Origin of the sequence: Roseateles sp. (assembly GCF_047654805.1) — a bacterium.
GTDB lineage: Bacteria > Pseudomonadota > Gammaproteobacteria > Burkholderiales > Burkholderiaceae_C > Pelomonas.
Window position 1 is genome coordinate 5,721,856 of record NZ_JASGIV010000001.1, and the last position, 19,579, is coordinate 5,741,434.

Here is a 19,579-nt window from a genome sequence, read left to right on the forward strand (position 1 = left end):
ACCGCTCAAGATAGTTGACGCTGGCAGCTCAGGATAGTTGACGCCGGGCACCAGGGCCTCGAAACGGGCGATGGCAGGCCCGCAGCGATGCGCCCGGTGCCCGCGCATGCGCTGACCGAAGCCGAGCGCGCCGAGGTCCTGCGCGTGGCCAACGAGCCGCGCTTCGCCGACATGCCGCCGGCGCGCATCGTGCCGATGCTGGCTGACGAGGGCGTGTACATCGCCAGCGAATCCACCTTCGCACGCGTGCTGCGCGCCCAGGGCCAGATGCGCCATCGAGGGCGGGCTAAGGCGCCGCGCAAGAGCCGGCCGCCGACCACGCACATCGCCACCGCGCCGCGACAGCTGTGGTGCTGGGATATGACGTTCCTGCCCACGCAGGTCGTCGGGCGCTGGTTCTTCCTGTACCTGATCCTGGACGTCTACAGCCGCAAGATCGTGGGCTTCGAGGTGCATGAGGAGGACGACAGCGATCACGCCGCGCGGCTCGTGCAGCGCACCGCGTTGGCGGAGGGCATCCATGCCCTGCCGCGCGACGACAGGCCCGTCCTGCACGGCGACAACGGCGCCACGCTCAAGGCCACCACGGTGCTGGCGATGCTGTGGTGGCTGGGCGTGAAGCCCTCGTACTCCCGTCCTCGCGTGAGCGATGACAACGCCTTCGTGGAGTCGTTGTTCCGCACGGCCAAATACCGGCCGGAGTTCCCGGACAAGGGCTTCGCCGACCTCGGCGCCGCGCGCGAATGGGCGCGCGAGTTCGTGCATTGGTACAACTACGACCACCGTCATAGCGGCATCCGCTACGTGAGCCCGGCGCAGCGCCACGACGGCGCGGACGTTGCGCTCCTCGCGGCCCGGCACGACGTGTATCACAAGGCCCGAAAGCGCAACCCGGCGCGCTGGTCAGGCCGCACGCGGGACTGGTCGCACATCGCGGCCGTCACGCTCAACCCAGAACGCGACTCTGTCGTCGCTGCGACCCGGCGCAGCAAGGATAGTCAGCCATTGGCTGCATAACCGAGGCGACAACTAGATTGACGCGCGCCGTACCAGCCCCGGGCCGTATCCCATGAAGCTGGGAAGCCTAGCTCAGAGACGGGCACCCGTGGATGGGCCGCAAACGCGGCCTGTAGCGCTGGCTTCCAACGATGAGGCAGGCCGGTCTGGGTCAGCAGGTAGTGAACGACCGTAGCCATGGCAAAGAAGAACTTTGGCTGCTGGAAGGTGATGCCCGCCTTCTTGTAGCCCGCCGGCGCAACGCCGAACTGCACGCTGAGCAGCTGCCCGTGGTGCGCCGCCAGGTTGCGTAGAACGGTCAGCGCGTGGATCCAGGACTCGAACACCTGCGGCTGATCAACGCCGAAGCGCTTGGCGATCGTCTTCTTGTCGTTTTGGTCGCGCAGGATGGCGTAGGTGCGGGACCACATGCCGAAGGACACGCATTCGCTGATCGCCCAACTGGGCGGCAGGTACGGGTCGTCGTGCTGGCTGAAGTAGTGCTTGATGAAGGCCTTGCCCTTTGCCCTGCCGACCTCATCCTCGACCTTCCGCACCATCTTGCCGATCCCCCACTGTTCCGTCGGCTTGAAGATGCGAGCGTCCAGAAACCAATGCGGCGAATGGGTCAAGCTGAGATGGTTCGCCATCACCGAGCGGATGGCCACCTCGAGTCGGTCGACGGCTTCGATGGTCGCCGCGCGGACCTCACGATCGAGTTCGCAGCGTTGACGGATGTCCTCGAACTCGTAGCCGGCGGGAAAGCGCTTGGTCACCGGGTCCTGAACCTGGTGCCAGTAGCCCTTGAGCCTGTAGGCGCCAACGCCACGCAGGTAGGCTAACGCCTCCGCATCGTTGGCGACGGTGAGGCTGCAGTTCTTGAGCTTTTGGAGCAACTGCTCAGGGGTGCTGGCCGATTTGCTGAAGGGCCGGAGCGGCGTCGACGTGGCCATGCAATGCCCAGACGTAGAAAACCCGCCTTTTGCACGTCTACCTTTCGGTAGATCCCTGATCTCGCGACCAGGACGTGTGGCGGGTGCGTTGGATGCAACTGCAGCAGTTGCCACGGGCATCAGGCCAGACTTTTCCTTGATTCTTCATGTCCAGCTTCAGGCTTGGCGAGAAACCGCCCACCGCTCGTACTTGCGCGTCAGCCTGAAGTACTCATGACGGTGCCGATCAGCAGCCTCTGGACGCCCAGCGAGATCGCCCTCATAACGGCGAAAGTGATGAGCATTTGATTGCGGTAAGGCCACCAGTCGGACGCGGGCGGGTGTTCGTTGGGCGTCGATCCGGCCATGTCGCCGGAACCGAGCGCGCGGCAGTCGATGCCGACGATATGGTGCTCAATGCCGAGCTGGGCACAGACGGATGCTACGGCCGATCTCTCGGCTTGCGCCGGCAGTTGCCCGTAGTCGACCGTGATGGCTACGTCGGGCCGCTTCCACCAGGCGATGCTGAGGGAGTCCATGCCGCCGGAGAGAAGAAGCGCAGCTTTCATTGCTCGCACGCGATTGGGCTATCGCCACGCGTTGCGGGCTGTTGCTAGCTTCGCTCAACGCTGTCGACCGGGCTGACTCTACCTGCGGGCGCAGCAGGTCGCCACGGTTGGAAGCCATCCGAAGGTGAACACGCAGGCCTCACAGGCCGATCTCAACTGAAGTATGGATGTCCGTGTGTGCGACGCCAGCTTAGTCTCCACAGGTCTATTGGGAGGACCTCATGCAAATCAGATGGATCGCCGTGGCGTTGCTTGCACTGGCAGTAGGCGTGGCGCATGCGCAGTACGGCAAATACAGCGGCGCCGTGGAAACGGTGTGGCCGCCTGGTGAGACGCGGTACATGGTCTTGCTGAAGGACTTCTCCTATGAAGATCCCACTGGTGCTATACGGATCGCACCCAAGGGATGGCGCATCGACGGGGCCTCCATTCCGCGATGGGCTTGGTCGTTTGTCGGGGACCCGTACGGAGGGGCATACCGATACGCATCGGTGTTCCACGACTACGCCTGCGATCGAAAGGAGCGTCCGTGGGAGTCGGTTCATCTGGCGTTCTATTACGGCATGCTCGTGGCGGGAGTGGATGGCTTCAAGGCGAAGCTGATGTATGCCGCGGCCTACCTCGGCGGTCCACGATGGGAGATGACGAAGAAGGTCGGCTCCGCGCGCGTCTCACCAGGGTTCAAGGCTTCTGCGAAGAGGTTGGGTCCGGACTCGATGGAGGCTCAAGTGTTCAGCGTGGTCAAGCACGCGTCAGACATCACTGAGAGCAGCGTCTACACGGCGCCGATCTCGGACCTGCAGCTCGACTCTGTGCCTGAAGGCGATTCGGTCATGGTGCAGGTCGCCATGCCTCCCCAGGCCAGCCTCGACCCGAGGACGATCGAGCAGCTGAAGGCGATCATCAAGTCGGATTCGTCTCTTAAGCAGGTCGAGGAGGCTGCCGAAGCGCTGCGCCGCAAGTAGGACTTGGGCGGTCCCTCGCTCAGGGTGTGTCGCGGAAACCGCGATTGCAGGCTCTTGGCGAGTTCGGTGTGCCGATCGATCAGGCTCTGCGGTATCTCGATCGGCAGCTTCAGCCCCCTGCTATCCGCTAGCGGTTCTTGGCCGGCGCATGCCCTGGCTGCAGATCGAAGCGTCGCTCGTCCCCGCTGTCCGTTTGCAAGGCACGAGCGGAAATGTCTGGTTCCCTGGTGGGGGTGGCCGGTGGCATGAGCCGCGCGAGTAGGTAGATCCCGTTTGGTCTCGCTGCTATGCCTCATGCGTTCCAGCGACAGTCTTGGCAGGCTCCGCGAGCCTGCAAACCGTTTGGCCCACTTTTGGCCCACATCGCATCCGTTGCACTGTCTGCACGCGGGCCGCGAAATAGAAAAAGCCATGCAAGTCAGTGACTTGCATGGCTTGTGTCTGGCGCGCCCGGTTGGGATCGAACCAACAACCCCTGCCTTCGGAGGGCAGTACTCTATCCATTGAGCTACGGGCGCGAAGCCGTCCATTCTAGCAGCGGGGTTCCCATGAGACGGGACGCCCATGGGGGCTGCCTATAATTCATAGGTTTTGTGTCCCGCCAGGCGGGCACCGAAGTGACGACAAGGACCAACAAGAGGAATCCATGAGCGCCAGCCACGATCACGCCCACGACGACGCCCACACCGGCCCGATCAAGACTCCCAAGCAACTCGCCTGGGCCGTGCTGTTCGCCTTCGTGGTACCGGTGATCGTCATCATCATGCTGGCCAACTACGTCACCACCGAGCACAAGCCGGCCGCCGGCACAGGTGCTTTCGACGCCCAGGCTGTCGCCGCGCGCATTGCGCCGGTGGGCCATGTCGAGGTCAAGGACGCCAGTGATGCTGGCGCGATGAAGACTGGTGAGCAGGTCTTCCAGGCCCAGTGCGCGGCCTGCCACGCCACCGGTGCCGCCGGCGCGCCCAAGCTGGGCGATGCCGCGGCCTGGGGCCCGCGCATCAAGAGCGGCTTCGATGCCCTGGTGCATTCCGCGCTGGCAGGCAAAGGCAACATGGGTCCGCAGGGCGGCGGCGATTTCAGTGACTTCGAAATTGGCCGTGCCGTGGTTTACATGGCCAACAACGGCGGCGCCAAGTTCGACGAGCCCAAGATGCCGGCCCCGGCCGCTTCGGCCGCGCAGTGAGCCGCGTGGTTTGATTGATGCAAGGGCTGCTTCGGCAGCCCTTGTCGCGTCTGGCCCGCGCGTGCTGGCCGAGTCAGGGCAGGGGGCGGCGCACGAAGGCGAAGCGCACCGGCAGCTCGCTGGAGCGCGCCTCCTGAGGCGACCACAAGCCTTGTTCGACGGCGTCGGCCGCCAGGCTCATGTCGGCCGTGTGCACCAGGCCCGGTCCGAGGTCCGTGAGCAGGTACAGGCGGCCCTCCTCGTCCAGGCAGCTCGACTGCACGGTGGCCTGAACGCCGGTGTGGCTCAGCACACGGCCGTCCGGCTGTAGGCGCCAGATCCAGGGCGTGGCTTCCAGCTCCACATAGACGCGCTGCGGGCCGTTCTGGAAGTACCAGCAACCGGCCGCGTCGGCCGCGTAATTGCGCTCGATGAAGGCGCGCAGCTTGTCATGCTCGATGCGGCTGCCCTTGACCTGGGGGAATGGGCCCGCGTGCTGGATGCGCTCGTCGCGCATGTACCAGTCGCCCCGCGCGTCCAGCGCCAGCCAGCCGTAGCAATGCGGCACGTTGGGCCATTTCTTCAGCGCGGCCTGAACGATCTCATCCATCGATGGGGTCCATCAGCGTTGCTTCCAGAGCCAGTCGCAGACCTGCGCGGGCATGGTCTGCAGGTGGCCCGGCAGACGTCCCGCGGGGAAGCCGACGTGGCCGCCATGGCCTGGCTGCCAGAGTGTCACGTGGCTGCCTACTTCCGCGGCGTGCGGCAGGCTGCGCCCCGGCACGAAGGGGTCATTGAGGGCGTTCAGCACCAGGGCCGGTATGCGGATGCGGTGCAGGTGGGGTTTGGCGGCGGCGCGAGTCCAGTAGTCCTCGGTGTTCCTGAAGCCGTGCAGTGGTGCGGTGAAGAGGTTGTCGAACTCGTACAGGGTCGACGCGCGCTTCAGGCGCTCGCCGTCGAACAGGCCCGGGTGCTGCTGCAGCTTGCGCAGCGCCTTGGGGATCATGGTGCGCAGGAAGCGGCGCCCGTAGACCTGCTTGTTGAAGCCGCGATCGATGGCCGCACCGGCCGCGGCGAGGTCGATGGGCGAGCAGACGGAGCAGACAGCCTGCGCGACACGCGCGGCGCTGCTGCCGGCCTCCTCGGCCCAGCGCAGTAGTGCATTGCCGCCCAGGGACACGCCCGCGACCATCAGCGGGCGGCCGTGACGCTCGCGCAGGCGCTGCAGGATCCAGCCCACCTCCTCGTAGTCGCCCGAGTGATAGGCGCGCGGCCCTCGGTTGAGCTCGCCCGAGCAACCGCGGAAATTCGGCAAGGCCATTGCCCAGCCGCGTGCTCGGGCTGCATTGGCGAAAGCGACGCTGGAGTGGCTGGTGCGGTCACCCTCGAGGCCGTGGAAGAGCACGAACAGCGGCGCATCCGCAGGCGCGCCGGCCAGGAAGTCGACGTCGATGAAGTCGCCGTCCGGGGTGTCCCAGCGCTCCCGGGTCCAGCTCGGGGCGAGGCCGTCATGCTGGCGGCTGAAGAGGGCAGGCCAGATGGTCTGGGCGTGACCACCGGGCAGCCAGTGGGGGGCGCGGTACTGCATGCGCCTGACTCCTAATGCAGCGTGCCGGCGTCCGCGACGAGCTCCTGGACGTCGCCCGCGCTGCCGGGGCTGGCATGGTGCAGCACTAGGCGCCAGCCGAGTGCCGTCTTCAGGTAGACATTGGTCGCGATGACCCAGGCTGTTGGCGCGGAGGCCTTGTCCTCGGCATGCAGTTGCACGCGCTCAAGCACGTGGTGGATGGCGCAGTCGCCGCTGTGCAGGCGCCGTACGCGCTCGGGATGGACGTGGACCGCGCCGCGCTGGAACACAGCCTCGAAAGCGGCGCGGATGGCGACAAGGCCGACGATGCGCGGTCCGCCCGGGTGCACGCAGGCGATCTCCTCGTCATCCGCCCAGAGGGCCATCAGGTGGTCCAGGTCGGCGTGCTGCAGCGCCTCGTAGAACTGGGCCTCGGTGTCGTCGGGCGAGGCCAGCAGGGCGGCGGTCTGGGCGGTTGAGCGGGGCATGGCCGGATTGTAGGAAGTCGCCCGCCTGGGCTGCCGCAAAATCCGCCGCCGATGGCCTTGCTGAAAATCCTGGCACCGCTGTGCCTTTGCCTGTTGATGGCCGCCTGCGGCGGGGGCGGGGGCGCCGCGCCTGCGCCGGGCCCGGTCACCGTGCCGCCGCTTGGCTTGCAGTGCCTGAGCGGTTCCGTTGCGCGCCTGGCCTTGCCTGCCGCGGCCGGCGCTGGGCGCAACCAGGAACTGGCCTTGCTTGCCTGCCCGGGGGCGCGACTGGATGCCGTGCAATGGCGCCAGATCGACGGCGCCGCGCTGACGCTCGGCTCGGCGCGCTCGCAGGCGCTCAGCGTCGCGCCGGCCACGCCGGGGCGCTATGCCTTCAGCGTGGACTTCACCGACGCCACGGGGGCGAGCTACAGCGGCCAGGCTGAACTCGGCGCCACCGCGCCCGACGCGACGGCGATGGTGATCCGCGGCGAGCCCTCGGTGTGGTCTGGCGGGCAGACCTCGCTGCGCGCCTGGGTGGACGGATTGGCCATGGCCGACTATCCGCTCGCGCAGGTGCGCTGGCGCCGCGTCGACGGCCCCGACGTGGTGCTTGGAGATGCCGGCCAATGGCGCGCGATCTTCACGGCACCCATCGTCAGCCAGGACACCCTGCTGCGCCTGCGCGCCGAGGCCACGCTCGCCGACGGGCGCATCGTCAGTCAGGAGTTCAGCCTGCTCGTGCAGGCCGCACCCGCAGCAGCGCCGGCTCCGTTGTTCGACGCCGGCAACCCGTCCTCGCGCGTCTATCCCTACGTGGCCGACAGCCTCCACGCGGCAGCGCTGCGCGACTGCATCTACACGCCGGCGCTGAGCAATGCCACGCTCTGCACCCTGGGCCGGCTGTCCCTGCTGGGTACTCAGACACGAGGCGAGCTGCCGACCGTGGAGCAGGTGATGGCGCGCGTGCTGGTCTCCAATGACTGGATGGGCCAGCGCTTCGAGGCCTTCTTGCGCGAGCAGGACGTGAACGGCGACTTCCGCCGACTGCTCAACGCCACGACGGCCATCGTCATCGGCGGGCGTGTGCGGCCGGCCTTCTACTGGAGCGCTACCGGCGCCATCTACCTTGACGCCGACTATCTGTGGCAGACGGCTGCCGAGCGTGACAGCGTCAGCGAGGTGCCCGATCCGCGCAGCGACTACGGCAGTGACCTCGCCTACCGGATGCTGTGGCGCTACGTGCAGGGCAACCAGTCGGCCGGCGGGCGCAGCGAGGTTCTGGCGCGCGCGCCGCGCGACGGTGCCTCGCTGATCCCGACACTGGGCCGCCTGCTGTACCACGAGCTGACCCACGCCAACGATTTCGTGCCGCCGCGCCTGCACTTGCTGCTCAACGCCGGCTTGCGCGTCTACGAGGCCATGCCACCCGACACAGCGTCCGACCGGCTGCGCGCGCAGCTGCCGTTCCGTTCGCAGCAGATGGTCGACCTGGGGCGTGTGCAGTTCTTCGGCGCGGCGTCCACGGCCGCACAGCGCGGCTACCAGCCGGCTGACGTCGCCGGTTTCTTTGCCGCGGACCGCGTTACTGACGGCTACAGCTATTCCTGGCCTGTCGGCCAGAGCGTGCCGCGGGAGGATGCGGCCATGCTGGCCGAGGAGGCGCTGATGCAGCTGCGCCACGGCGTGCTGCGCGACGTCGCGGTGACGCCGCAGCTACTCAGCGGGGCCAGTGCGGATCTCGCCGTTGCATGGGGGCAGCGCGGCCGCGTTGGCGACGCGGCCATCAAGCCGCGGGTGGCGCTGGTGCTGGCCCAGACCATGCCGTGGCTGCCCGCCGGCTTCGTCGATGGCCTGGCCGCGCCGCTGCCGCTTCGCGCCGGCCTGACCTGGGGGCAAAACCTCGACCAGGGCGCGCTGGCACGGGGGCTTGTACGGTCGTTGTCGGCCGCCGAGCGTGTGCTTGAGGCCGATCTGGACGCCCAGCGCCGCAGCAGCCAGAGGGCTGCTGCACTGGCTCGCTGAGCCTTAGTGACCGCTGGAGAGGACCTCGCCGGCCTTGAGCTTGTAGGCCGTGCCGCAGTAGGGGCACTGGCCCTGGCCGCCGTGCGTCAGGTCGATGAAGACCTTGGGATGGTTGCTCCACAACGCCATCTTGGGATTGGGGCAGAAGACGGTGCCGTTGTCATTGCAGTCCTTGGCGGTCACTTCGACGACGGCGGCGGGGGCTTGGATGGTGCTCATGGTGTTGTTTTGTTGAAGCCTCAGACGGCGGTCAGCCACTCGGCGTACTTGGGGTTGCGGCCATTGACGATGTCGAAGAACGCCGACTGGATCTTCTCGGTGATGGGGCCGCGCGAGCCGCTGCCGATCTCGATGCGGTCCAGTTCGCGGATGGGCGTCACTTCGGCAGCGGTGCCGGTGAAGAAGGCCTCGTCGCAGATGTAGACCTCGTCGCGGGTGATGCGCTTCTCGACCAGCTTCAGGCCCAGGTCCTGGCAGATCGCGAAGATCGTGTTGCGGGTGATGCCGTTCAGCGCGCCGGCGGACAGGTCGGGTGTGTAGACCACGCCGCCCTTGATGACGAACAGGTTCTCACCCGCACCCTCTGAAACGAAACCGGCCGCGTCCAGCAGCAGTGCTTCGTCGTAGCCGTCTTCCGTCGCTTCCATGTTGGCCAGGATGGAGTTGGTGTAGTTGGACACCGTCTTGGCCTGAGTCATCGTGATGTTGACATGGTGGCGGGTGTAGGAGCTGGTCTTCACCCGGATGCCGCGTTTCATGCCGTCCTCGCCCAGGTAGGCGCCCCAGCTCCAGGCGGCCACCATCAGGTGCACCTGGTTGCCCTTGGGGCTGACGCCCAGCTTCTCGGAGCCGATCCAGATCAGCGGCCGGATGTAGGCGCTCTTCAGGCCGTTGGCCTTGACGACGGCACGTTGGGCCTCGTTGATCTGCTCGGCCGAGAACGGTACCTTCATGCGCAGGATCTTGCCGCTGTTCAGAAGGCGCTGGGTGTGCTCATGCAGGCGGAAGATGGCCGTGCCGTTGACCGTGTCGTAGGCGCGCACGCCCTCGAAGGCGCCGCAGCCGTAGTGCAGCGTGTGGGTCAGCACGTGGATCTTGGCGTCGCGCCAGTCGACGAGCTCGCCGTCCATCCAGATCTTGCCGTCGCGGTCGTGCAGGGGAGCGGGAACCATCGGGTACTCCAGGGGCTGAAAAGGAAAGAGGGTGATTTTACGAAGCCTGCCCGGCCCTGATCAGCCGCCACTCGGCGAGCTTGCCTTTCCTCAGCACCGCCTCGACCGCGTCGCCACCGGCATCGCGCCAGACAAAGGTCTCGGGCGCCTGCTTGATCCCCAGGCTGCCGGCCAGGCCGATCAGGTCCACGAGCTTCATGCCGACATGGAGCTTGGCTGAAAACATCACGGCATTGCCCACCGATCCCATGGGCGCCGCCCCCGCCATCTTCATGACGCGCATCAGCCGCGACATCTGCAGCAGCAACCAGAAGACCACGCCGGTCATCCCGAAGATGACGCCCTGCCAGCCCAGCAGCGCGCCACCCACGATCAAAGCTGCGAGCGCCAGCCCTGCGCCGATCCACGGGTTCATGCCTGTGGATCCTGGGTGCCGTCCGCACGTGTCCAGGCATAGGCCCGCTCGACCTTGGCGACGCGCAGCGTGTAGTGCGCATACCAGTCGCTGCGGCCTGTGTCGCGGGCGATGCGATGCTCGGCGTGGCGGCGCCAGGCCGCAATGTCCTCGGCGCTGCGCCAGTAGGAGACCGTGATGCCCAGACCATCCCCGCCGCGCGTGCTTTCGACGCCCAGGTAGCCGGGCTGCTCGGCCGCGAGGGCCACCATGCGCTCGGCCATGTCGCCATAGCCGTCTTCGACTTGCGTGCGCTGGCTGGTAAAGATGACTGCGTAGTAAGGGGGCTGGGGCAGGGCGCTCATGGCGCGCATCCTGCCACGACCTCTAGCTGGGAACCTTGAGCAGCACGCAGCGCACCCATTGGCCGGATTCCAGCGCCGCCTGGTGGCTGCTCAGGAACTGTTCGGCGGTGGAGTTGCGCGCCGCGAAGCTCAGTCCGTGCAGGATGCCCATGCGCGGAACGGGCCGCGACCACTTGCGCTCGACGATGCCGTTGAACCAGGACACCTGCTCGTCGTTGCAGTCCATGTCGGAGCGGCCCAGCAGCAGCACGACCTCATAGCGCGAATCGGCCAGAGGTTCGGTGGCGCTGGTCAGCACCTGAAGGCCGCCGTCGCTCATGTTCAGCACCAGGCCAGCTGGCCCCTGGCTGAACTGCACTGGCTTGAACACCCAGCCGGGCAGGGATTCGGCGTCGTGCTGGGCCGCGAGAAAGTCGGTGCGGGCATGCTGCCTGAGGTCGGCGGGGTCGGACATGAAGGTTCCTCCGGTGCGAGGCGCCATCCTAAGCAGAGTTGGCGCCAGCGTGCACCATGAAAACCTGACCCCGGCTCAGACCAGGCCGCGCAGCACGTCTATGGCCTGCTCGACTCGCTCGACGGCGTGGAGTGTCAGGCCCTCGATCGGCTTCTTGGGCGCGTTTGCCTTGGGGACGATGGCCACGCTGAAGCCCAGCTTGGCCGCCTCCTTCAGCCGCTCCTGACCGCGCGGCGCGGGTCGCACCTCGCCGGCCAGGCCCACTTCGCCGAATGCAATGAAGCCGCGCGGCAGCGCCTTGCCGCGCAGGCTGCTCTGGATGGCCAGCAGCACGGCCAGGTCGGCCGCCGGCTCGCTGATGCGCACGCCGCCCACCGCGTTGATGAACACGTCCTGGTCGCCTGTCGCCACGCCCGCGTGGCGATGCAGCACGGCCAGCAGCATGGCCAGGCGGTCGCGGTCCAGGCCGACCGACAGTCGCCGGGGGCTCACGCCGCCACTGTCCACGAGCGCCTGCAGCTCGACCAGCATGGGCCGAGTGCCCTCCAGCGTGACGAGCACGCAACTGCCAGGCACCGGCTCTGCATGCGTGGACAGGAAGATCGCGCTCGGGTTGGCCACGCCCTTGAGACCCTTCTCCGTCATCGCGAATACGCCGATCTCGTTGACCGCGCCAAAGCGGTTCTTGATGGCGCGCACCAGGCGGAAACTGCTGTGCGTGTCGCCCTCGAAGTACAGCACCGTGTCGACGATGTGCTCCAGCACGCGCGGTCCGGCCAGCGCTCCCTCCTTCGTGACGTGCCCCACCAGCACCATCGCGCAGCCGCGCGCCTTTGCCGTGCGCGTCAGCTGCGCCGCGCATTCGCGCACTTGCGCGACCGAGCCGGGCGCGGACGAGAGCTGCTCGGAGTACAGCGTCTGGATGGAGTCGATGACACAGAAGTCCGGCGCTTCGGTCTCGATGGTGGCGAGGATCTTCTCCAGGCCGATCTCGGCCAGCACGCGCACCTTGTCGCCGGCCAGGCCGAGCCGGCGCGAGCGCATTGCGACCTGGGCGCCCGATTCCTCGCCGGTCACGTACAGGACCTTGACTGTCTGCGACAGCGACTCCACCGCCTGCAACAGCAGCGTGGATTTGCCGATGCCCGGGTCGCCCCCGATCAGCACGACGCCCCCTGCGACGATGCCTCCGCCCAGCACACGGTCCAATTCCTCCTGGCCGGTGGGCGTACGCTCGAAGTCGCTGGCTTCGATATCGGACAGCGTCGCCACAGGCTGGCTGCGCGCCAGGGCCTGGTAGCGGTTCTTGCCACCGCTCGCGGGTTCAGCGGCGCTCTCGGTCAGCGTGTTCCAGGCACCGCAGTGTGGACATTTGCCCAGCCATTTGGCATTGGTGCCGCCGCACTCGGTACAGGTGTAGATGCTTTTGCTCGTGGCCATCAGCGCATTGTCGAGGCCGGACGCACCCACGCTGTCAGCAGCAGCGCGGCGGCAAGTGCGCAGCCGGCAGAAAAGCCAAACGCCACCGTCACCGAGATGCCTTCCCACAGCCAGCCAAACAGCAACGAGGCCGGCAGCAGCAGGGCGCCTGTAGTCAGGTTCAGCCAGCCGAAAGCGGTGCCGCGTTGCTCGGGTGGCGTCAGGTCGGCCAGCAGCGCACGCTCGACGCCCTCGGTCGCGGCCATGAAGACGCCGTAGATGCCGAACAGCAGATAAAGCCGCCAGCCCGGATCGGCCCAGGCAGCCATGCCGACATAGAAGACCGCGTAGGCCGCGTAGCCCGCCACCAGCAGGCGCACGCGGCCGATGCGGTCGGACAGGCCGCCAAGCGGCACGGCGCACAAGGCCGCCACGCCCGACACCGCGGCCCACAGCAGCGGCACCTGGGCCTGTTCCACGCCCAGCTCCCTGGCCCTCAGCAACAGGAACATGTTGCTGGAGTTGCCCAGCGTGAACAGCGCGACGACGACGAGGTAGCGGCGCAGCTGCGGGGGCAGGCCGCTCAGAGCCCAGCTGAAGCGCGGCGGTGGCGCATTCGGCGGCGGGGCGTCGCGCACGGCCAACGTCAGGCCCAGGCAGATCAGGCCGGGGATGACGGCCCAGACGAAGACCTGGCCCAGCGGCACGCCGGCACTCAGCAGCGCCCAGGCCAGCAGGGGGCCGATGACGGCGCCGGCGTTGTCCATCGCGCGATGGACGCCGAAAGCCAGGCCGCGCTGGCCGGGTGTGATGCTGGCGGCGAGCAGCGCGTCGCGAGGAGCGGCGCGCACGGCCTTGGCGATGCGATCGGCCAGGCGCAGGACCAGCAGCAGCGGCCAGCCGGCCACGAGCGCGATCAGCGGCCTTGCCAGCCCGGCCAGGCCGTAGCCGGCCACTACCCATGGCTTGCTGCGTCCGCTGCGGTCCACCATGACGCCGGCCCACAGCTTGAGCAGGCTGGCCAGGGCTTCGGCGATGCCCTCGATGAGGCCCAGCACGCGCGGGCCGGCCATCAGCACGCCGCTCAGGTACAGCGGCACCAGGGGGTAGACCAGCTCGCTGGCGCTGTCGTTGACCAGGCTGATCAGGCCCAGCAGCCAGACGCTGCGCGGCAGTGAGGAAAGAGCCCTGAACATCGGGAGATGTTAGGTCTGGCGTGCCGGACTGCCCGGGCCGCCCGGACGAATCGGGGAGCCCTGGCGCCCATTTGGGCGGCCGCATGGGAAACTCCGGCCCTCGCGTTACGAGGCAGGGCCGGTCATGGATTTCTCGGTGTGGTTGGCGTTCTTCGCAGCGTCCTGGGCGATCAGCCTGTCTCCTGGCGCGGGCGCCGTCGCGGCGATGAGTGCCGGGCTGAGCCATGGCTTCAGGCGCGGCTATTTCATGACCTTCGGCCTCGTCATCGGCATCCTGACCCAGGTCGTCCTCGTCGGTGCCGGGCTCGGTGCGCTGATCGCCGCCTCATCGCTGGGCTTCGCCTTCGTCAAGTGGGCAGGCGTGGCCTACCTCATCTACCTTGGCGTGCAGCAGTGGCGTGCGCCGGCCAGGCCCATGGTGGCGGCGGATGATGGCGCCGCGCAGGTGACGCGGCGCCAGCTGGTGCTGCGCGGCTGGGGCATCAACGCGGTCAACCCCAAGGGTACGGTGTTCCTGCTGGCCGTCGTGCCGCAGTTCCTGGATCTGCATGCGCCGCTGGCGCCGCAGTACCTGGTCATTGGCGGCACGCTGGCCTTCACAGACCTGGTCGTCATGGCCGGCTACACGGCCCTGGCGGCGCGGGTGCTGGCGGCGCTGAAGAGCGAAAGCCACATCAAGGCGCTGAACCGCGTGTTCGGCACGCTGTTCGTCGCAGCCGGGGCGCTGTTGGCGACCTTCAAGCGCGTCGCCTGAGGCAGGCATCGCCCCCATTCTTTCATGCTGCTGCGGCATGCCCGTGGCGGTCGGCCCTGCCCGCATGCCAACCTTGATGTCCTCCCGCTGGCTGTTCTGGGGCCCGACGTTGATCTGGGCCAGCACCTGGCACGTCATCCTGTACCAACTGGACAGCAGCGTGCCGGTGTTCAACTCCGTCGCGTGGCGGTTTGCACTGGCCGCCGTGCTGCTGGCGGCGCTAGCGCGCTGGCAGCGGGCGTCCCTGAGGCTGCCGCTGTCGGCCCATGGCTGGATGCTGGCCACCGGCATCGTGCAGTACAGCGGCAACTACCTGTCGGTCTATCAGGCGGAGCGCCATATCCCTTCTGGGCTGGTTGCGGTGTTGTTCTGCCTGATGGTCTACGGCAATGCGCTGTCGGGGCGGCTCTTCTTCGGCCAGCCGGCCACCCGGCGCTTCCTGGCCGCTGCCAGTGGCGGTGTGCTGGGCGTGGTGATGATCTTCTGGCCTGAAATCGCCGCCACCGGCGCCAGGCCGGGGGCCGCCCTGGGCCTGGGGCTGGGCCTGGCTGCCGTGGCGGCCGCGTGTGTAGGCAACGTGCTGACGTTGACGTTGACCCGCTGGGGCCTGCCGCTCGTGCCGGTCCTGGCGTGGAGCATGGGCTACGGCGCCGTCTTCCTCGTCACCCTGTCGCTCGCCAGTGGCGAGGGCCTGCATTTCGACTGGCGCGCGCCCTATGTGCTGAGCCTGCTCTACCTGGCCGTAGCCGGTTCGGTGATCGCCTTCGTGTTGTACTTCAGACTGGCACAGGCCCAGGGGCCAGCGCGCGCCGCGCTGACGGGCGTCGTGATCCCCGTCATCGCGCTGGTGATCTCGGCGCTGTTCGAGGGCTGGCGGGCGACGCCGCTGGCCGTCTGCGGCATGGTGCTGTGCCTGGCCAGCCTCTTCGTTGCGAGCCGGCCCTAGGTCCGGGTCCTGGCGAGCAGCCGGCTGTCCAAGGGCCGATTGGAATACACCCGAATACCGTTGCCCCACTGGTCCGGATAGTCGCGCATGGGCGTGAAGCCGTGATCGACGACGATGCGGTGGCAATTGGGGGTGTTGTAGATGACCAGGGCTTCGCGGCCCGGGTCGAGCTGGCGCTGCAGCTGCGCCATGACTTGACGCATGACCTCATCCGGAAACGGGTTGTAGAAGTAGAAGACGTTGTAGCGCCCGTAGGCCTCGAAGTCGACGGCATTGGCGTTGAAGACCTGGGCATTGCGCTTGCCCAGGCGCTCGAAGTTGGCGCTGGCGATCTTGGCCAGTTGTGCCGAAATCTCCACGCCGTCGACGCGTGCAAAGGGGAACTCCAGCATGGTGCGCATGGCGCTGCCCTTGGCGCAGCCTATGTCCAGTGCAGCGTCGCCATGCAGGACGCCCAGGTCGGACAGCAGGGCGCTCAGGTACTTGTTGCCGGACGGCGAGCCCCGGTGGACGATGGTTTCGTCGAAGCCAAGCTCGCGGGGTTGGGTGACCCGCAGGAAATCGAGCCCGGCACGTTCGTCGGCCCAGATGTTCAGCCTTCGCTTCACGGCCTGCTGCAGGGTCGGATAGCCCTTGCTCCGGGCGAACAGCATCAGGCAGAGGGTAGTGAACAGGGTCTGAAAAGCTGGCATGACGTCAATCCGCGCTCACCGCGCTGTGAGCAGCGGGCGAGTCTGCACGCTCCCTGCAATCGACGCATTGGTGAAGTCCGGGATGGCTTTGCATGACGCGGCATTGCACCGCATGCATGTGACCAGCGCGTAATCGCTTGTCCCGGGATGCGAACGGGCTCGTGAGCGCAGCGGCGCCGGGTCGGCTACCGCCGGCGCGTGCTTCGTCGCCTTGGGGGCGGCGCCCGTCGCATCGCCATCGCAGGGAGCGCGCCGGCGTCCTAGCATGCTCCGCAAGGAGAACGGCATGGGCGGGACGTCACTGTTGATGGCTGGTTTGCTGAGCTGTGGGCCTATGGCCGAGGCGGCGGGTTTGGCGGTGGAGCGGATGGACTTGGGCGAAGCGCCAGGCGAGCAGGCCTACAACCTGCAGGAACTGGCTGACCTGCGGGTGTTCGCCCTGTCGGCGGCGGATTTCAGGCAGGCCCGCATCCATGTCCAGCGTCGGGTGGATGGCCAATGGCAGCCCGCGCAGGCCCTGCCTTTCAGCGACCCGCGCTGGCGTGACTCCGATCCACATCTGAGCGCGGATGTGCACGGACGGGTGCTCACCTTTGTTTCAAACCGGCCAGGGCCGGCTGGACGCGAGCATGCCGATCCGGACCTGTACGAGTCGCGCTGGCACGACGGCCGCTGGAGTGCGCCGCAGCGCCTGCCCGAGGCCTGGCAGAGCCCGAGCTACGAACTCGGCCCGGAGCGCTACGGCGACACCGTCTATCTGGCATCGAGCCGGCCCGGCGGACCCGGCGCAGTGTCCATCTACCGGGTGCAGGGGGGTGATGCCACACCGCAGCCCCTGCCCGCGCCCGTCAACGACGGGGGCCAGAACAGCGACTTCACCCTCAGCCCGGACGGCCATTACGTGCTTTGGTGGAGCGACCGTGCCGGCGCGGAGGGCGGCGAGGGCGACATCTACCTGGCCGAGCGGGTGGGGGAGAGCTACGGCCCGGCCCTGCGCCTTCCGGCGCCAGTCAACGGGCCGGGGTTCGAGTTCACGCCTTCCATCAGCGCCGACGGCCGCTGGTTGTACTTCGCCTCCACGCGTGGGGATGCCCAGGGGCTGTCGCATGTCTACCGGGTCTCATGGCCGGCGTTGCTGGAGCAGCTCGGGCCGGCGGCCACGACGCACAGCCAGACGGCGCTGGACGGGGCCGTGAGCGCCCTGTGGCGCGCCATCGGGCATGCGCCGGGCCAGGCGTCGGACGTCCGGACCCTGACGCGTCTGCTCCACGCCGAGGCCCGGGTGTTCGGCCAGTCGCTCCAGGCCAGCAGCCTGCAGGTTCGGAGTGCCTCGGCCGGGCAGTTCCTGGCCGACATGGCCCAGGCTTCCGGGCAGGGGCTGTACGAATGCGAGATCGAACGCCGGCAGAAGCGCTTCGGTGGTCACGCGCAGGTCTACAGCGTGGTCCAGACCCGGCGCGATCCGGACCAGCGGGCACCCGCCTACACGGGGGTGAACAGCATGCAGTGGCAGTTAGGGCCGCATGGCTGGCAGTTGCTCAGCCTTCACTACGCGCTAGAGGGCCCGGGCCTGAGGCTGCCGCTGCCGCTCGAGAGTGCCTGCCTGGGGTGACTCAGTCCAGCACGCGGCCCCGCCCCGCCTTGACGCCCGAGCGCAGGGACTTGCCCTGCAGCCGACGCTGCTGCGAGCCGTAGGTCGGCTTGGTGGCACGCCGCGCCTTGGGCACATGGGCGGCGGCATGCACCAGCTCGACCAGCCTCGCGATCGCGTCGGCGCGGTTGCGCTCCAGGCTGCGCGAGTCCTGGGCCTTGATGACGATGACGCCCTCGGCAGTGATGCGCTGATCCGGCCAGGCAAGCAGCCGTGCCTTGATGGCTTCGGGCAGGCTGGACGCGCGGATGTCGAAACGCAGGTGGACTGCGTTGGACACCTTGTTGACATTCTGTCCGCCTGGGCCGCTGGCGCGGATGGCGCTGAAGTCCAACTCGGCGTCCAGCGGGTGCCAGCGCTGCGCCATGTTCAGGCGGAGCCGCCGGGCCCGCGCAGCTTGCCGACGACGAAGAGCAGCACGACGGCGCCCAGCACCGAGGCAATCCATCCCGCGCCCTCGCCGGGCAGATACCAGCCCAGTTGCTGGCCCACCAGACTGGCCAGGAAGCTGCCGGCCACGCCCAGCACACAGGTCAGGATCCAGCCCATCTTCTGCTCGCCGGGCATCACGAAGCGGGCCAGCGCCCCGACGATGAGGCCGACGACGAGGGTACCGAGCAGTTGCAGCATGGCGGGTTTCTCCTTCAATGGCTGGGTTGGGGGGGAAGACTTAAGCGTTGCGGACCGGCACACGCGGCGCGACGGCGCACATCAGTTCGTAGCCTATGGTGCCCGCGGCCTGGGCTACCTCGTCGATGGGCAGGCGCGAACCCTTGCCGTCGATGTCAGGGCCTTCGCCCCACAGCGTGACCTCGCTGCCGAAGCCGCTGGCCGGCAGCGCGCTCAGGTCCACTGCCAGCATGTCCATCGACACCCGGCCCAGGGTGCGCGTCCTTGCCCCATTCACCAGTACCGGCGTGCCGGTGGGCGCATGGCGCGGATAGCCGTCGGCATAGCCGCAGGCGACGATGCCCACGCGGGTTGGCTGCTCGGCGGTGTAGGCGCTCCCGTAGCCAACCGTCTCGCCCGGCTGCATCTGTTGCACGCCAATGATCTTGGAGCGCAGCGTCATGGCCGGCCGAAGGCCCCAGTGGGCAGCATCGTGCTCGGGAAAGTCCGGCACGCCGCCATAGCTCATGATGCCTGCGCGTACCCAGTCCTGGGCCGTGCGGCCGGGGTGGCGCAGCGTCGCCGCGCTATTGGCGATGCTGCGCTCGCCGGCCAGGCCCTCTGTCGCGGCTTCGAATGCAGCGAGCTGGTGGGCGATGCCGTCCACGCCTTGCCGCAGGCTGTCGGCGTCTGAGAAATGAGTCATCAGACCGATCTCGTCGACCTGGGGCAGGGCCTCCAGCCGGACGTAGGCGGCGCGAAAGGCGGCCGGCGTGAAGCCCAGGCGGTTCATGCCCGAGTTGAGCTTCAGGAATACGCGATGCGGTTCGTGCGTCTTGTGCATCGCCAGCCAGTCGATCTGCTCCGCGCAATGCACGGCGTGCCAGAGCTTGAGGCGCGAGCACAACTCCAGGTCGCGCGGCTCGAACACGCCTTCCAGCAGCAGGATTGGGCCGCGCCAGTCCAGCGCGCGCAGCCGCTCGGCCTCGGCCAGGTCCAGCAGCGCGAAGCCATCGGCGGCGCGCAGGCCCTCGAAGGCTCGCTCGATGCCATGGCCGTAGGCATTGGCCTTGACGACGGCCCAGACGCGGGCATTGGGCGCTTGCGCACGGGCTCGGCCCAGGTTGTGGGCCAGGGCTTCGGTATGGATCAGGGCTTCGATGGGACGGGGCATGACGTCATTTTGCGCGCGCCCGGATGCACGGCGTCCAGAAGGGTACGCATGCTATAAACCCGCGCCG

At 67.8% G+C, this 19,579-nt stretch carries 22 protein-coding genes, 1 tRNA gene and 1 pseudogene; 7 read left to right on the forward strand and 17 right to left on the reverse strand.

Annotated elements, in window-relative coordinates; translation table 11 throughout:
- Positions 1–54: 54 nt before the first annotated feature.
- Positions 55–1,017, forward strand: a pseudogene (locus tag QM732_RS25925) (transposase); the annotation flags it as partial.
- Here the strand turns inward: QM732_RS25925 and QM732_RS25930 are convergent.
- Positions 999–1,949, reverse strand: coding sequence for an Abi family protein (locus tag QM732_RS25930; RefSeq protein WP_415658964.1), 951 nt, complete (start codon positions 1,947–1,949; stop codon positions 999–1,001). The pseudogene QM732_RS25925 and the gene QM732_RS25930 overlap by 19 nt on opposite strands.
- Before the next feature lie 197 nt (positions 1,950–2,146).
- The gene (locus QM732_RS25935) at positions 2,147–2,497 is read right to left on the reverse strand and encodes a 7-cyano-7-deazaguanine synthase (RefSeq protein ID WP_415658965.1); all 351 of its coding nucleotides are present in this window, start codon (positions 2,495–2,497) and stop codon (positions 2,147–2,149) included.
- Between the two features lie 221 nt (positions 2,498–2,718).
- Here QM732_RS25935 and QM732_RS25940 point away from each other — a divergent pair, with 221 nt between their 5' ends.
- Positions 2,719–3,462: a DUF1353 domain-containing protein gene (locus tag QM732_RS25940; RefSeq protein WP_415658966.1), complete on the forward strand. Its 744-nt coding sequence runs from the start codon at positions 2,719–2,721 to the stop codon at positions 3,460–3,462.
- A gap of 442 nt (positions 3,463–3,904) precedes the next feature.
- Here QM732_RS25940 and QM732_RS25945 read toward each other — a convergent pair.
- Positions 3,905–3,980: transfer RNA gene (locus QM732_RS25945), tRNA-Arg, on the reverse strand.
- A 128-nt stretch (positions 3,981–4,108) separates the two neighbouring features.
- Between QM732_RS25945 and QM732_RS25950 the strand changes: the two genes are divergently transcribed.
- The gene (locus QM732_RS25950) at positions 4,109–4,648 is read left to right on the forward strand and encodes a c-type cytochrome (RefSeq protein WP_415658967.1); all 540 of its coding nucleotides are present in this window, start codon (positions 4,109–4,111) and stop codon (positions 4,646–4,648) included.
- A gap of 73 nt (positions 4,649–4,721) precedes the next feature.
- On the opposite strand, the gene QM732_RS25955 is transcribed toward QM732_RS25950, so the two are convergent.
- The 3 genes from QM732_RS25955 to QM732_RS25965 are packed head-to-tail and all read right to left on the reverse strand — an operon-like array spanning position 4,722 to position 6,682.
- On the reverse strand, positions 4,722–5,237 hold the full coding sequence (locus QM732_RS25955; protein WP_415658968.1) for a DUF2946 family protein: 516 nt from the start codon (positions 5,235–5,237) through the stop codon (positions 4,722–4,724).
- 12 nt (positions 5,238–5,249) lie between these two features.
- The gene (locus tag QM732_RS25960) at positions 5,250–6,215 is read right to left on the reverse strand and encodes a YheT family hydrolase (protein WP_415658969.1); all 966 of its coding nucleotides are present in this window, start codon (positions 6,213–6,215) and stop codon (positions 5,250–5,252) included.
- Positions 6,216–6,226: 11 nt separating this feature from the next.
- Positions 6,227–6,682: a YybH family protein gene (locus tag QM732_RS25965; RefSeq protein WP_415658970.1), complete on the reverse strand. Its 456-nt coding sequence runs from the start codon at positions 6,680–6,682 to the stop codon at positions 6,227–6,229.
- A gap of 51 nt (positions 6,683–6,733) precedes the next feature.
- On the opposite strand from QM732_RS25965, the gene QM732_RS25970 reads away from it, so the two are divergent.
- Complete coding sequence (locus QM732_RS25970) at positions 6,734–8,686, forward strand: hypothetical protein (RefSeq protein ID WP_415658971.1); 1,953 nt, start codon at positions 6,734–6,736, stop codon at positions 8,684–8,686.
- 3 nt (positions 8,687–8,689) lie between these two features.
- Here QM732_RS25970 and QM732_RS25975 read toward each other — a convergent pair whose 3' ends face one another.
- The 7 genes from QM732_RS25975 to QM732_RS26005 all read right to left on the reverse strand — a co-directional run bounded on the left by QM732_RS25975 (position 8,690) and on the right by QM732_RS26005 (position 13,686).
- The gene (locus tag QM732_RS25975; protein ID WP_415658972.1) at positions 8,690–8,905 is read right to left on the reverse strand and encodes a zinc-finger domain-containing protein; all 216 of its coding nucleotides are present in this window, start codon (positions 8,903–8,905) and stop codon (positions 8,690–8,692) included.
- Positions 8,906–8,925: 20 nt separating this feature from the next.
- A complete protein-coding gene (locus tag QM732_RS25980) occupies positions 8,926–9,858 on the reverse strand; it encodes a branched-chain amino acid transaminase (RefSeq protein ID WP_415658973.1) in 933 nt (310 codons plus the stop codon).
- Positions 9,859–9,895: 37 nt separating this feature from the next.
- Positions 9,896–10,273, reverse strand: coding sequence for a hypothetical protein (locus QM732_RS25985; protein ID WP_415658974.1), 378 nt, complete (start codon positions 10,271–10,273; stop codon positions 9,896–9,898).
- Positions 10,270–10,617, reverse strand: a complete 348-nt coding sequence (locus QM732_RS25990; RefSeq protein ID WP_415658975.1) for an antibiotic biosynthesis monooxygenase family protein — start codon at positions 10,615–10,617, stop codon at positions 10,270–10,272. The genes QM732_RS25985 and QM732_RS25990 overlap by 4 nt, the downstream gene beginning before the upstream one ends.
- 22 nt (positions 10,618–10,639) lie before the next feature.
- Positions 10,640–11,071, reverse strand: coding sequence for a hypothetical protein (locus QM732_RS25995; protein WP_415658976.1), 432 nt, complete (start codon positions 11,069–11,071; stop codon positions 10,640–10,642).
- A 75-nt stretch (positions 11,072–11,146) separates the two neighbouring features.
- Complete coding sequence (gene radA, locus QM732_RS26000) at positions 11,147–12,511, reverse strand: DNA repair protein RadA (RefSeq protein ID WP_415658977.1); 1,365 nt, start codon at positions 12,509–12,511, stop codon at positions 11,147–11,149.
- Positions 12,511–13,686, reverse strand: coding sequence for an MFS transporter (locus QM732_RS26005; RefSeq protein WP_415658978.1), 1,176 nt, complete (start codon positions 13,684–13,686; stop codon positions 12,511–12,513). Before QM732_RS26005 ends, radA begins: the two co-directional genes overlap by 1 nt.
- Before the next feature lie 124 nt (positions 13,687–13,810).
- Between QM732_RS26005 and QM732_RS26010 the strand changes: the two genes are divergently transcribed.
- Positions 13,811–14,440, forward strand: a complete 630-nt coding sequence (locus tag QM732_RS26010; RefSeq protein WP_415658979.1) for a LysE family transporter — start codon at positions 13,811–13,813, stop codon at positions 14,438–14,440.
- A 76-nt stretch (positions 14,441–14,516) separates the two neighbouring features.
- Complete coding sequence (locus QM732_RS26015; RefSeq protein WP_415658980.1) at positions 14,517–15,386, forward strand: DMT family transporter; 870 nt, start codon at positions 14,517–14,519, stop codon at positions 15,384–15,386.
- Here the strand turns inward: QM732_RS26015 and QM732_RS26020 are convergent.
- The gene (locus tag QM732_RS26020; protein ID WP_415658981.1) at positions 15,383–16,039 is read right to left on the reverse strand and encodes a class I SAM-dependent methyltransferase; all 657 of its coding nucleotides are present in this window, start codon (positions 16,037–16,039) and stop codon (positions 15,383–15,385) included. The genes QM732_RS26015 and QM732_RS26020 overlap by 4 nt on opposite strands.
- A gap of 325 nt (positions 16,040–16,364) precedes the next feature.
- Between QM732_RS26020 and QM732_RS26025 the strand changes: the two genes are divergently transcribed.
- A complete protein-coding gene (locus QM732_RS26025) occupies positions 16,365–17,690 on the forward strand; it encodes a TolB family protein (protein ID WP_415658982.1) in 1,326 nt (441 codons plus the stop codon).
- A gap of 1 nt (position 17,691) precedes the next feature.
- On the opposite strand, the gene arfB is transcribed toward QM732_RS26025, so the two are convergent.
- Genes arfB through alr form a run of 3 tightly spaced genes read right to left on the reverse strand, consistent with a single transcriptional unit; the run spans position 17,692 to position 19,512 of the window.
- Complete coding sequence (arfB, locus tag QM732_RS26030; RefSeq protein WP_415658983.1) at positions 17,692–18,096, reverse strand: alternative ribosome rescue aminoacyl-tRNA hydrolase ArfB; 405 nt, start codon at positions 18,094–18,096, stop codon at positions 17,692–17,694.
- Positions 18,097–18,098: 2 nt separating this feature from the next.
- Positions 18,099–18,359, reverse strand: a complete 261-nt coding sequence (locus QM732_RS26035) for a GlsB/YeaQ/YmgE family stress response membrane protein (protein ID WP_415658984.1) — start codon at positions 18,357–18,359, stop codon at positions 18,099–18,101.
- A 40-nt stretch (positions 18,360–18,399) separates the two neighbouring features.
- Complete coding sequence (gene alr / locus QM732_RS26040; RefSeq protein ID WP_415658985.1) at positions 18,400–19,512, reverse strand: alanine racemase; 1,113 nt, start codon at positions 19,510–19,512, stop codon at positions 18,400–18,402.
- Between the last annotated feature and the right edge of the window lie 67 nt (positions 19,513–19,579).